The organism is Chryseobacterium salviniae (assembly GCF_035819015.1).
Taxonomy (GTDB): Bacteria; Bacteroidota; Bacteroidia; order Flavobacteriales; family Weeksellaceae; genus Chryseobacterium; species Chryseobacterium salviniae.
In genome coordinates this window covers 16,836-29,799 of sequence record NZ_JAYLAA010000068.1, presented here as the reverse complement: position 1 = coordinate 29,799, position 12,964 = coordinate 16,836, and the positions used below count along the sequence as shown (strand labels likewise).

Below are 12,964 nucleotides of genomic sequence, written 5' to 3'. Positions count from 1 at the left end.
AATTTTATAATACTGAAATTATTTTTATACAATATCATCATCTTCCGTTAATTCATCTATAAAATAATAAATATCTTCACGGTCGTATTTATCAGGAAACTGGTAGCCGTTAATCAAAATGATCGGTGTAAAATTAAGCCCCGCATTTTTGTTTTCGGCGGACAAACTGATAAGAGGGGAAAGGTCTTCTTGGGTAGAAGTAATTCCGGCTTTCAATCTTGTTTTATCTTCGTCTTTTGTTTCAAACCAATATTCAACGAGGTTTAAAAAGTCTTCGGAAGTTTTATTTTTATAGGTGTACATGAAATCTGAAATAAGGTGGGTGAATTTTTCATTCTGCTTATCCGGGGTATAATTGAACCTTAGCTGAACTGAAATGTCATCCGGATATTTCCGAAGGAGATTTTCCATAATTTTGTGCGCATCTTTACAAAAACCGCAATAAGGATTTGAAATAATCGACAGATGGATTTTTGCGTTTTTATTCCCCACTAAAAATGTTTCATTGTCTGTAAATTGTACTTTTTCGTTTTCAAGAAGCTCTCTTTTAAATACATCATAGTTTCTTTTGAATCTTAAATTTTTTGCATTAGACTTCTGGAGATTTTCCTTTTCTTCAAGGGTGGTATTAAGATATATAACTGAAAAGATAAGAATAGCCCATAAAGTAATGCTCAATAAAGCGGTCTTCACATCAAAATACATATTTTCAAAAAGAAAAATGCTGATGATAAGCTGAACTGTTAAAACAGAGATAATCAAAAGGCAAACCCGACAAAATGTTTTTTCTATAAATCCCTGAATATATAATGAATAACCGATAGCCAGCAATGATGCGACGGTAAAACCTTTCAATACAAATGAAGTGGCAGGTAAGAATAATCCTAAAACGGCAATTCCTATGAAATAAATCAATGAAAAATCTGAGAACTTCAACCCCCAAATGCTTGTTTTATCCTGAGTTATAATTTTATTGCATGCATTAACGGCTTGGTTTCCTGCTGTATCACCACAAATGCTGCCTATCACTGCAGAGGTATTTCCGAATTTCTGACTGAAAATCTCAAGTGAAATATAAACTCCGGAAAGCGAAAGGAGATTAAATAAAGCTTCGTACCAGGATAGTGTTAAAACTGAATACAGCGCAATAACAGCAAAAATGGCGTACAGAAATGGCTTATAACTGGTAACGGATTTATTTATAGCCGGGTCTTTTTCAAAAAGCAGCACAAAATCGGTAGATTGTTGGTGAAGCTCATCTTTGTTTACAGTTTTCGCTTTATCCGAATAGATGGAATATTGATTTCCCGATTTCTTAACTAATGAAAAATTACTGTCTACAATAGCAATAAATTCTTCCGGCAGCTCGTCCCAATATTCTTTATCAAGCTCATAGGCATCGTTTCTTACCCCCATAAAGTTAAGGGTGTCGCTGAATGCTAATGCAGAAGGATAATTGGGGTGGGAATTAAACTGAAACATAAACTCCTGTTTATCAAGCTTGAGGTAGTTAATAAGTTTATCCAATGGCATATTAATATTTTTCACTAAAATAAGCAGATGTTTGAAAAAAAACAAAGTTTTTTCAATTTTGTGAGAAATAATAATACTGTAACTACTTATTAAATTAATTTTTTGCACCTGAAAATGTTGAGTTTTAATATGTATTCACCTGCAATCCTGACTGTAATACTAACTGTGAAAAGTATTTACCGAAGCGTAAAATCGTATTGCTTTTTGTTTTAAAGGATTTGTACTCCATTCTTCCCACTCACCGGTATAAGGATTGTAGCCGCATTTTAAAGGTTTTGAAATGTCTAACCCTTCATTGTTGGTATGGCTGCGTTCGGTGTACGCTCTACAATCGGTGCAGATGTAGCGGAACTCGCAATCTTTACAGGCTTCAATCTGGTCTTTGGTAAGGTTCCAGTATTTTTTGAAATCTTTGTGCTGTAACGCTTCTTCCAACGTCAAATCTTTTATGTTGCCGAAACTTTGAGGCATGGAAGGGCAGTTTCTGATATTTCCTTCTGCGTCAATTGCTATTTTTTTGTGGAGACAGGAATTGTGATTAACAGCTTCCAAGACTTTTGGCAGGTTGGTATTAAAATATTCTAAGTTTACCTTTCCGCAGGATGATATTTTTAGGTTTTGCTTGGTGAAGTTTACTGCAAATCTAAAAATATCTTTGAGTTTAAACGGCACTTTTGGACAATTATAAAAGACCAGATTGTAAATTCTTGTGGTCTTTTTATCAAGGCTGCTTATAAAAGCTTCATCAATTATATTATGAAACGGAGAAAAAATCTCAATTCCCTGCAAAGTGGAGTTCTCGAAAATCTGATCAATTTCCACTATTTCATCTTGGGAAAGATCTCTGCTGCAATATAATACAAGATGCTGTATCTCCATATTTTCGATAGATGATTTTATTTTATGAAGTACATTAATATCATTAAGTTCCATAAAAAGATTAGACAAAATACTATAATCCTGGTAATTATATGAAAGTGGCGGAAAATTTCTATCCCAGTCATTTTGAGTAATAAAACCGTATTCTTTTTCCAATAGAAAATCTAAATATTCCTGAAGGATACTTCCGGATTCTGCATCATATTTATTAAAAACATTTTCAATAGAATCCAGTTTTAATTCTTCAATTAAATCATTTAATTCTAAAGGAAGTAATTCTGAAACATTTCTTTGCAGATCAGAAATAAGAATTCTTCCTGCGCCCTTAGTTACCATTATATTGCTAAAGAGATTGAAGTATTTCATAGCATTCTTACTAGAGATTTAGTAGGTTTTTCTCGAACATAATAATCAGTCTGGTGTTTCTTACATTCAGTAAAATAAATTATGTCTTTTATGTTTTGCTTAGACTTTTTGGTATTAAAAGTTTCTATATACTTGAACGTAAGAGGTAATTTGTGCTTTTCTTTAATCTTTTTCATTATTATAGAATAATTAATTTTAAATAACAAAAGAAACCCAGATCATTTATAGATAATCTGCTATTTCTTTTTCTAAATTATAATTACATGTAAGAGACAGACCAAGGAATTGACCTATCGTATTGACTTCTAAAAAATAATATTTGTTGCCACTTTTTATAAAATCCAATGAACCGCAGTTCAGGTCCAAAGCTTTCATCAAAAGCTGTATTTTATGTTCAATTTCTACAGGAAGATTGTAACGAACGTTTCTATTAGGCTTTTTAAGATTGTATTTGCGAAAATCTGTTTTAGTTTGTTCGTCATTTTGCGAAAAAATTGCCATAGACCAAATCTTGCCATTCAGATAGAAACTTCTAATCTCAAAATCCTTTTCAATTTTTTCCTGAAAAAATGTGATAAAGAAATTATTTTTTTCCTTTTTATTAATAACTGTGGTATACATGATACCGTCTGATTGTTGATCTATATTATCTAATATTGGATTTCCGGCAATCGTTTTTATAATTGTATTATGTAGATGAACGTCTTTTGTATTTTCTGCAAGAAAATATATAGGAACTTCTAAACCAAATTTTTGTGCCTGTTCTAAAACAAGAAGTTTATTGACATCACTATTACTTTCTTTATTAATATGTTTTTTAGATTCTAATGTTTTTATAACATAATCATAGAGCCAATGCTGTACTTCATTCATATGCTCATTAATAGAAATATTTTCATATTTTAGATGAATAAAACGTAATCCACCTCTTCTGTACCAAACACTTGTGATTTCATCCAAAAAGAATTTATTCCTGCTACTTTCTATAAAAATTTTTTTATTATCTACTTTAATTTCAAAAACCTCGTCTTCATGTACACGAATAAATTTTTTATCCATTATTGAAAGCCACTTTGTTATTTCAGTAGTAGTTCTTTCATTATTGTTAGAAATAATAAGTATCATTTTTTCTTAAAAAAATCTTTTGCAATTTTGGCACTATGCTTCATACTTGGAAGACCTATAGTTTTACGATTATGATTAATTTTTACTGTATCAGATATTGTTTTATTACCAGTATAATATCCATAAAGTATGTCTTCTTTGCTAACTTGTAAGTTATACCTATCAACCATTGTCGCATAATCTCTGGGAAGACAATCACCAGATTTTACGTATTCTAATAATTTAGTTTTGAAATAGGGATAATATTTTGATCCCGACATATGACTGAAAAATGTTAACATAGGCATGAATACGTCATTATTTCCTATAATTCCAATCCTCTGTAATGATGGATAACCATAATTTTCAAAAGTCCATTTCATAAGCTCGGCATTTTTTTGATCATTCTTTTGCATTATTAGAATATTTGACCGACCTTCTTCCTGATCTCTTATAAAAGCAACCGTAAAAGAATCTACTAATCTTTTATTTAAGCTTCTTTTCCATCGTGCAATTTCATTTTTCACTTCCAAGCTGTCTATGCCATGTTTTTTGTAAAGCCATAATAATTCTTTGTATTCATTATCATAGGGTGCAACTAGAGATATTAACTTATATAAGCTCTTTTTCCCTCCAAAATTTTTATGATACTTATCTGAAAGTCTAATAAATGTATCAAACTCTTGAATGCGTTCTTGGTTTTTAGGGGGATATTTTCTGAATAGTTTTTTATATTTTTTGATAACAGTAAGAGTATCTTTTTGAAATCTATAAATACTGTCAATTTCATTTACTTTATTGTAATAAGTAATATAATTGAGTTCTTTGCTTTTACATGAAGAAAAAAGAATAAAAATGAATATAAATATAATAGAAATGGGACTAATTGCTTTTATATTTTGTTTTGTAATCAATATTTGTTTCATAAACCTTCAATTAGATTTTATAAACAGGGGAGGGATTTTCCTCCCCTATTAGTTAGCAATCACCAACTACCAAAGTATTTACAAGTTTATGATCTTTCCATGTTTCTTTGTCTGGACAATCACCTTTGTTAGTATTTACATAGTTTATAGCAGTACCACCTCCACCTTGAACTACTTGTAAATTTTCTAATTTTTTGTTTTCCAAAGAAGAGAAATTACTCTTCATTCCTGTTAACTTTTTCATTTTTGTTAATTTTTAAATTAAAGATTTTTGTTTGCCGTACAAACCCCGGCATGGGCTTTTGCTGATCAGCGGTTTTTCATTTATACTTTGCAGTGCGCACCTACAAAAAATAAACATTTGTGTTTTTTGTTGAAGCAAAGGTGAGAGAAAGTAATTTGTATTGCAAGTAAATAGTTTATAAATTCATGAATCTATATGTATAAATTCATAAAATTATAACTATTAATTATCTGATATACTGCGTTTTATTTGCTTGTTTTCTGCTTTTTCAATTTCTTTTAAGTAGGTTGTAAGCGGTGTCCCTGTTTTCTTTTTAAAGGCTAGAGTAAATGCCTGCTCGTTATTATATCCTAACTCTTCGGCAATAAATGGGATTTTGTAAGAACGAAATTTTTTATCTCTTGCAAGTCTGTTAATAGCATAATCTATTCGTAATTCATTCAGATAAGCTGCAAAGTTTTTTCCTTTATGCTTGTTGATAATTTCAGACAAATATTTGGAATTGGTTTTAATTTTTTTAGCAAGGTTTGATAACGTGACTCCTTTTTTTAGATAATTTTCCTTATCTTCAAAAATGGCTAATTCCTTAAGAATGTTCTGAACAACATAATCAGGTATAATGTTGCTGGTTTTACCCGTTATATCTTCTTGTTGTACTGTAATACTGCCCGGACTATCGTCTTCCTGTGAATTATCTTTATTTAATACTGCCTTATCATTTACTGACCGTATAAGCTCCTGCGCAATTTTTCTATTTCGTTTTTCTGCTTTTTTGGAACGAAAATATAATGGTATTAATATACTCATACCAAGTAACAAAATTCCGGCAATTACATAGGAAGTTGTTCTTTTGCGTTCTATTTCATTAATAATATTTTCTTTTTCCTGAAGAAGCTTGGGAGCATCATACCTTCTTGGTAACTCCCTTGAGATGTATCTGAACTTAGAATCCAAGTCTTTGTATATTGTTAAAAACCGTTCGATATAATAAAGTTGTTTTTCCTTATCATTTTTGCTTTTATAATATTCAATAACATATGGATATACTTCTTTAAGTTCTGGAAAAGTAGTATGTGTTTTTTGAACTATGGAATCAATTTTTAGAAAATATTCAACTGCTTTCTCTCTTTCCTGTAATTGAGCATGAGATTGCCCCAAATATAATAATGCATAACTTGAGTTTAAATTATCAGATTTTTTTAAAAAGTATGCTTTGCATTTATTTAAATTATTAATAGCGAGTTTGCAATGTTTTGACTTTAAGTTATATAAGCCCAGAAATAATAAATATTTATTATATCTTTCAATATCTTTTTTTTCAGAAGTATTCTTTAATCCTTCATGTATTAATTTTACTGCAGGTTCAAGGTTATTAATATCCAATAGAGTACTTGCCAAGTTGAGCCTGACATGTTCATGTTCACTATCGCTTAAGAAATCTCCATTATAATAGTAGTATTGCAGTACTTTAGCTGCTTCTGCATGTTTTCCTATATAGTTATTAAGATATGCAATATAAATCTCCGCGATAGCAATATGTCGCTTGTTATCTTTTTCTTTTGCGTATTTTAAAGCGGTGATAAAGTTATTTAATGCCAGCTTTTCTTTATCATAATCATAATATATCCGCCCCTTTAATAAATAAATCCTGGTAGGATAGTCTTTTTTTGGTAAATATTTTTCAAAAAGAACTAAGCTGTCGATATATTGTAATGAACGTTTAAAAGGCTGGTTATAATGAAGCATTACATATCCTTCTGCGATATGATTATTATTTTTTTCTTCTTTAGCCTTTATTAGATAATATTGAGCAACCGATATAGATTTTTCAATTTTATTACTTTCTTTTAAATTATAAAATTTTTCTTCAAGTGCAGAATAACTATAAGTTGATAAACTATCATTGTTGATTTTGCTTTTTTGTGCATTTAGCAACGTATAGTAAATAGGACATAATAGAAAGAATAATATAAAGATTTTAGATTTCATCATTTTTATAAGTAGTAAGAACTTTGCAAAAGTATTATTTTTCTTACTTTAATTTTTATTTTAACAAAAATTATGTTTAACTCTCTGATTTTATTTTTAATCATTTGATTTTAAGTTATATAAATTGTATATAATGATCTATAAATTCATGAATTTATAGATCGATTCTTTTAGATTTCAAAAAAATATAACTTTATTTGCATCACAATCTTTAATTTTTTTATGATGAGAAAACAAGAACAAACAAAAAGACTAACGCTTAAAAAGTTACAACTTACTAAAATTAGTAATCCCCAGAAAGTTTTAGGTGGTACTCAACTTAATCAAAACTTAGAATTAGCAAATGCTGATGGGTGTACATATCCAGAAAATGCCAGTAAACAGAAAGACGACTCTTTACACATTTAAATGCAGAATCATTATCTGAATACAAATAATTAAATTCTTAAATTGCATATTTATCATATTTAAATTAAACATGAAAATTAAAATCTTTTTCATCACTTTATTTTCGATAGTATTTGTAAAAGGGCAGAAAAATAATCTGGCTCCATCTCAATCAATTACAGATGAATATTTTGGAATTAAAGTAATTGATACTTATAGAAATTTGGAGAATTTGCAAGACCATCAGACAATATCTTGGATGAAGTCTCAAACAGATTACACCAATTCTTTGCTGAATAAAATCCCTAATCGGAATTATTATTTAGATAAAAGACTAGAATTTGATAAAAGACAAGGTTATTTTGTATCTGATTTAAGAATAACAGGTAATGATAAATATTTTTATTTAAAGAGAAACGCAGGAGAAAAAACAGCAAAAGTATACTATAGGGAGTATTTTTCAGGAGAAGAAAAATTATTATACGATCCTTCTTCATTTACCTCTTCTTTTGATAATACACCTGATGTTAGCCATGAATTTATAATTAATCTTATAAGTCCTAGTTGGGACGGAAGTGTAATTGCTATTTCATTGTCGGAAAAGGGAAAAGAATTATCGGAGATTATAGTAATAGATGTAAAAACCAAACATATTTATCCTGAAGTTATTAATCAGACTAATCCCTCCAATATTGGAGGGATTAGATGGTTAGAAGATAACTCTGGTTTCTTTTATGTTTATTATCCAGTCACAGACACAAAGTCTCATTTGTTTAATAAAAATACTCAATCAGTATTATATAAAATTGGAGAGAATCCAAATAACAGAAATGTTGTTTTTTCAAATATAAATAATCCCAACCTTAAAATTGATCAAGATACTTTTCCTTCAATACTAGCCTTTAATGCTGATGATGCTTACTATATTGGAATACTGGTTGATTCGGAAGATTTTAGAAAAACATTTATTATTAGTAAAAAAGATCTGTTAGCGGGAAAAAAGAACTGGAAGCCACTATATGATAAGGATAGTAAAGTTCATAATATTAGACTTGTAGGGGAAGAAATTATTTTTTTTTCAGGGTATAACTCATCCAATTATAAATTATGCAAAACAAATGTTCAAAATCCGAACTTCAAAAATCCAAAAGTAATTGTAGCTGAAAAGAAAGATGAAGTTTTAGATAATTATACAGTTACAAAAGATGGAATTTATTTTACTACTACTAAAAATGGTGTTGAAGCAAAACTATACTTATATAAGGATGGTAAAGAAATTCCTATAAAACTTCCTTATGTATCAGGAGATATTATTTTGTCATCAAAAGGAAAAAACTTTTCTGATATATGGGTAAGTTGTTCAGGTTGGGCAAATGATGAACAGCGGTTCAGATATAACTTAAAAACGAATGATTTCACTTTAGAAAATCTTGCTCCAGTTATTGAATATCCTGAATTTAAAGATATTGTTGTAGAAGAAACTACCGTGAGATCATACGATGGCGTAGAAGTTCCTTTATCTCTAATATATAATAAAAATATAAAAAGAGACGGTACAGTTCCAGTATTGATGAATGGTTACGGGGCATTTGCAGAATCTTATTCTCCGTATTTTTCCATTAGTTATTTGCTTTGGGCAAATCAGGGAGGTATTGTAGCGGTTCCTCATGTTCGAGGTGGAGGAGAGAAAGGAGATCAATGGCATGTTGATGGGCAAAAACTGAAAAAACCAAATTCTTGGAAAGATTTGATTGCTTGTGCCGAATATTTAATAAAAGAAAAATATACTTCATCAAAAAAAATAGCATTATTAGGTGCAAGTGCAGGAGGTATTCTAATGGGAAGAGCTGTAATTGAAAGACCAGATTTGTTTAGTGCGGTTATTATTGAATCAGGAGTATTAAATACAGTAAGAGTAGAACAAAATGGCACAGGAGGAACCACTGTAAAAGAATATGGTGATCCGAAAGATTCTGTGGAATTTAGAGGTTTATTAGAAATGGACGCTTATCACCATGTTAAAAAAGGGCGGAAATATCCTGCCATGCTTATTACAGCAGGAATAAACGATCCAAGAGTTAAACCCTGGATGTCCACAAAATTTGTGGCTAAACTTTTAGCAGATGATATTTCATCTAATCCTAAACTATTAAAAATAGATTATGAGGGAGGACATGGAAAAGACATTTCTATTGTAAAGAGATATGCAAGTATAGCAGACATTTTCGCTTTCGCTTTTTGGCAATTAGGACACCCCGATTACCAACCCAAAGAAAACACAAAAAAATAAACAATGCCCCGTTTCCCGTATCAGTTTTTTGATGAGTTCGTGGTTCGTACTCCTTTATTTTCGCGGAAAGACTTTCAGGACCAACTGAGCAGAAATGAAATTCCTGATTCGGAGTTACAAGAAATTTGCAGAAATCCTGTTTTTCTGGAGGCGCTTTATCTCGCGTCACCCAACCTTCACGATGAAGCCTGTAAATGGATCCAGTCAGAAAAAGACTTTTCTTCTAAAGAATTTCAGAAACTAAAACAAACCCTGTTAAAATATTATAGCAGAATAAGCTGCCGGTGTACACCTTTCGGATTATTTTCGGGAGTAGGGTTGGGATCCTTCGACAAAGTCAGGATGACAATTCCGGTTTCAGAAAAAGTCAGGGATACGAAATTGGATATGCATTTCCTGGTCGCTCTTGCTCAGCATTTTATGCAGCTGGAAGAGATCAGAACCCAGCTGTTGTTTTTTCCTAACAACAGTATTTATAAGGTGGGCCGTAAAATTCGTTATGTTGAATACCAGTACACCGAAGGAAAAAGGGAATATATTATTTCTTCGGCGCCACTTTCAGAAGAGCTGCAGCATGTATTGCACTTTTCAAAGCAGGGCAGAACCTTACAGGAAATTGCCGGAATTTTGGTGAATGAACAAATCTCAGACATGGAAGCGGAAGAATTTGTGGAAGAGCTCATCAGCAATCAGGTATTGGTGAGCGAGCTCGAACCGAATGTATCGGGAAAAGATTTTTTAGATGTCATCATTACTGTTTTAAGCAAGATAAAAGCAAATGATGAAGCTAAAATTTTAATCGACATAAAAAAGAAGCTAAACGAACTGGATCAGAATATCGGGAATCCTGTTTCAAAATATACCGAAATTGAAGGACTGATTAAAACATTCAATACCAAATACGATCAAAAATACCTTTTCCAGACTGATCTCTATTACAACGGCCAATTCATATTGTCCGGCGAATGGAAAAAAGAGCTCAAAAAAGCAATCAGCTTTCTTAATAAGATCACATTATCACAGAAGCAATCTCATGTAGAGAAATTTAAAAAAGCTTTTTATGAAAGGTTTGAAACACAGGAAATGCCGTTGGCTTATGTGCTTGATACCGAAATAGGAATCGGTTACAAACAGCACATCACAGCAAAAGGGATTCATCCTTATCTGGAAGATTTATCAATTTCCGATGTTCCCCAAAAGCAGGCTTTGAACCTCATTCTGAATCCCGTTCAGAAAATTCTCAATGAAAAGTTACAGGAAGCGTTAACAGAAAACCGACAGGTAATCAGCCTGGCTGATAAAGATTTTGAAGGATTTATTGAAAACTGGAATGATCTTCCGGATACCATTTCTTTTATGGCAGAAATAATTTCAGAAAACGGAATTGAAAAATTATCTGTAGGAAACGGTGGCGGAAGCAGTGCGGCCAATCTCCTGGGAAGGTTCTGCTCGGAAAAAGCAAACGTACAGAATTTAACAAAAACTATTACCCAAAAAGAAGAAATGCTTTGGAGGGCAGAGCATGGCAGTGATGAAATGGTAGCAGAAATTATTCATCTTCCTGAAGCGAGAATAGGAAATGTCATTCGAAGGCCTACCATACGATCATACGAAATACCGTATCTGGCGCAATCAGTATTACCTGAAGAAAACCAAATATCTGTTGATGATCTTTATATTTCTTTTCAGGATAACAGAATTGTTTTACGGTCGAAAAAATTAAATAAAAAAGTGAGGCCTTATCTCACCAATGCCCACAACTACTTCACAAACACGCTTCCTGTTTATCATTTTCTCTCCGAACTCAATTCAGAAAATATGCGAACCGGATTATGTTTCGATTGGGGAAGTTTAAGCCAGATTTACCATTTTTTGCCGAGAGTAGAATATAAAAACATCATTCTCTCAAAGGCACAGTGGAAGATCAATGAAAAAGATATTGCCGCAATGGAAATGTCAGCAGATAAAAACCAGGCTTTAGCGGCCTTTAAAAACTGGAGAGAAAAAAGAAAAATTCCGCAATGGATTCAATGGGTGAAATCGGATAATACCTTAACCTTTAATCTTGAAAATTGCGATGCAGTAAAGCTTTTTTTTCAGATCCTGAAATCGGAAAAGACAATTATCATTGAAGAATTTCTATATAACGAAAATGATGATTTTAAACGTGAGTTCATCTTTCCGATGTACAAAATACAATAAAAAAACATAACATATACGATGAAAAGAAAATTCCCTCCCGGAAGCGAGTGGCTTTACCTGAAAATCTACACAGGGATAAAAACAGCCGATCTTGTTTTGGAAGACATTATTCAGCCTTTTGTAGATTATTTTCAGCAAAAAGAATATATTTCAAAATGGTTTTTCATCCGTTACAATGACCCGAAACCGCATTTGAGAATAAGATTGCTATTGAATAGTTTTACTTTTTATAATGAAATTCTAGAGAAAATAAACCAGTCATTTGAACAATTTGTCAACAGCGGAGAAATTGAAACCATTCAGATTGACACGTATAACAGGGAAATAGAACGATACGGAAACACTGTCATGGAAGAAGCAGAATCATTATTCCATAAAAACAGTGAATTCACGCTGCAATGCCTTCACTTCGAAGATGAAGAAAAAATTATGGTAAGTCTTTTCTATATTGATAAAATCCTAAACAAGCTCGGACTTTCCATCCTGGAAAAGCATTTATGGATTAAACGCTTCAATGATGCTTTTAAAACGGAATTCAATGCTGATAAAAAACTAAATTCCGGCCTGGATAAAAAATACCGAGCGTTTAAACCGAAATACACGGCATTTCTTCAATCTGATGAATTTTCAGAAACCAGGGATTTTATATTTTCTCATATCGAAGAAAAGGATCCTGTACTTAAGGAAATTATTTTGCGCAGCAACAATTTATCCTCAGCAATACCTCTGCACGAATTCTTTCAAAGTATATTTCATATGAATATTAACAGATTATTTGTTTCTCAACAAAGGGTATTTGAAATGGTAATCTATGACTATCTGATGAGGTATTATAAATCAGTGAGCAATAATCAGGGAATTGTTATAATGAAAACTTAAATATCCTGTTTTTCTTTTAGAAAATTCAGGAATGAACCCGCAAAAAAAAATGACCGGAAGAATTTTGAAAAATAATAAAAGAGCGTCTTTCGGATCACATTTTGTTTTAGATTTCTGCCGATCCTAAATTTTGTTGATTCCGATAAATAAGTCCTAAAAAAAAGG

10 protein-coding genes are annotated in these 12,964 nt (G+C 31.4%); 4 read left to right on the top strand and 6 right to left on the bottom strand.

Annotation, left to right across the window (positions count from 1 at the left end):
- Nucleotides 1-24 precede the first annotated feature (24 nt).
- From SOP96_RS19030 to SOP96_RS19005, 6 genes are all read right to left on the bottom strand, one after another.
- Nucleotides 25-1,533, bottom strand: a complete 1,509-nt coding sequence (locus tag SOP96_RS19030) for a thioredoxin domain-containing protein (RefSeq protein WP_326322456.1) — start codon at nucleotides 1,531-1,533, stop codon at nucleotides 25-27.
- Nucleotides 1,534-1,692: 159 nt separating this feature from the next.
- On the bottom strand, nucleotides 1,693-2,778 hold the full coding sequence (gene gwsS / locus SOP96_RS19025) for a grasp-with-spasm system SPASM domain peptide maturase (protein ID WP_326322455.1): 1,086 nt from the start codon (nucleotides 2,776-2,778) through the stop codon (nucleotides 1,693-1,695).
- A gap of 222 nt (nucleotides 2,779-3,000) precedes the next feature.
- The gene (gene gwsG, locus SOP96_RS19020; protein WP_326322454.1) at nucleotides 3,001-3,903 is read right to left on the bottom strand and encodes a grasp-with-spasm system ATP-grasp peptide maturase; all 903 of its coding nucleotides are present in this window, start codon (nucleotides 3,901-3,903) and stop codon (nucleotides 3,001-3,003) included.
- Nucleotides 3,900-4,808: a hypothetical protein gene (locus SOP96_RS19015; protein ID WP_326322453.1), complete on the bottom strand. Its 909-nt coding sequence runs from the start codon at nucleotides 4,806-4,808 to the stop codon at nucleotides 3,900-3,902. The genes gwsG and SOP96_RS19015 overlap by 4 nt, the downstream gene beginning before the upstream one ends.
- Nucleotides 4,809-4,860: 52 nt before the next feature.
- A complete protein-coding gene (locus tag SOP96_RS19010; RefSeq protein WP_326322452.1) occupies nucleotides 4,861-5,052 on the bottom strand; it encodes a TIGR04139 family peptide modification target in 192 nt (63 codons plus the stop codon).
- A gap of 222 nt (nucleotides 5,053-5,274) precedes the next feature.
- Nucleotides 5,275-7,044, bottom strand: a complete 1,770-nt coding sequence (locus tag SOP96_RS19005; RefSeq protein ID WP_326322451.1) for a helix-turn-helix domain-containing protein — start codon at nucleotides 7,042-7,044, stop codon at nucleotides 5,275-5,277.
- Between the two features lie 219 nt (nucleotides 7,045-7,263).
- Between SOP96_RS19005 and SOP96_RS19000 the strand changes: the two genes are divergently transcribed.
- From SOP96_RS19000 to SOP96_RS18985, 4 genes are all read left to right on the top strand, one after another.
- Complete coding sequence (locus tag SOP96_RS19000; RefSeq protein ID WP_326322450.1) at nucleotides 7,264-7,449, top strand: hypothetical protein; 186 nt, start codon at nucleotides 7,264-7,266, stop codon at nucleotides 7,447-7,449.
- Nucleotides 7,450-7,519: 70 nt separating this feature from the next.
- Nucleotides 7,520-9,718, top strand: a complete 2,199-nt coding sequence (locus SOP96_RS18995) for a prolyl oligopeptidase family serine peptidase (protein ID WP_326322449.1) — start codon at nucleotides 7,520-7,522, stop codon at nucleotides 9,716-9,718.
- A 3-nt stretch (nucleotides 9,719-9,721) separates the two neighbouring features.
- The gene (locus SOP96_RS18990) at nucleotides 9,722-11,920 is read left to right on the top strand and encodes a lantibiotic dehydratase family protein (RefSeq protein WP_326322448.1); all 2,199 of its coding nucleotides are present in this window, start codon (nucleotides 9,722-9,724) and stop codon (nucleotides 11,918-11,920) included.
- An 18-nt stretch (nucleotides 11,921-11,938) separates the two neighbouring features.
- Entirely contained in the window at nucleotides 11,939-12,799 is an 861-nt protein-coding gene (locus tag SOP96_RS18985) for a thiopeptide-type bacteriocin biosynthesis protein (RefSeq protein ID WP_326322447.1), read from the top strand.
- Nucleotides 12,800-12,964: the final 165 nt, after the last annotated feature.

Bases quoted from the DNA above. Each gene is read 5' to 3' on its own strand.
- SOP96_RS19030 (WP_326322456.1), bottom strand. From the start codon at position 1,533: ATGCCATTGGATAAACTTATTAACTACCTCAAGCTTGATAAACAGGAG.
- gwsS (WP_326322455.1), bottom strand. From the start codon at position 2,778: ATGAAATACTTCAATCTCTTTAGCAATATAATGGTAACTAAGGGCGCA.
- gwsG (WP_326322454.1), bottom strand. From the start codon at position 3,903: ATGATACTTATTATTTCTAACAATAATGAAAGAACTACTACTGAAATA.
- SOP96_RS19015 (WP_326322453.1), bottom strand. From the start codon at position 4,808: ATGAAACAAATATTGATTACAAAACAAAATATAAAAGCAATTAGTCCC.
- SOP96_RS19010 (WP_326322452.1), bottom strand. From the start codon at position 5,052: ATGAAAAAGTTAACAGGAATGAAGAGTAATTTCTCTTCTTTGGAAAAC.
- SOP96_RS19005 (WP_326322451.1), bottom strand. From the start codon at position 7,044: ATGATGAAATCTAAAATCTTTATATTATTCTTTCTATTATGTCCTATT.
- SOP96_RS19000 (WP_326322450.1), top strand. From the start codon at position 7,264: ATGATGAGAAAACAAGAACAAACAAAAAGACTAACGCTTAAAAAGTTA.
- SOP96_RS18995 (WP_326322449.1), top strand. From the start codon at position 7,520: ATGAAAATTAAAATCTTTTTCATCACTTTATTTTCGATAGTATTTGTA.
- SOP96_RS18990 (WP_326322448.1), top strand. From the start codon at position 9,722: ATGCCCCGTTTCCCGTATCAGTTTTTTGATGAGTTCGTGGTTCGTACT.
- SOP96_RS18985 (WP_326322447.1), top strand. From the start codon at position 11,939: ATGAAAAGAAAATTCCCTCCCGGAAGCGAGTGGCTTTACCTGAAAATC.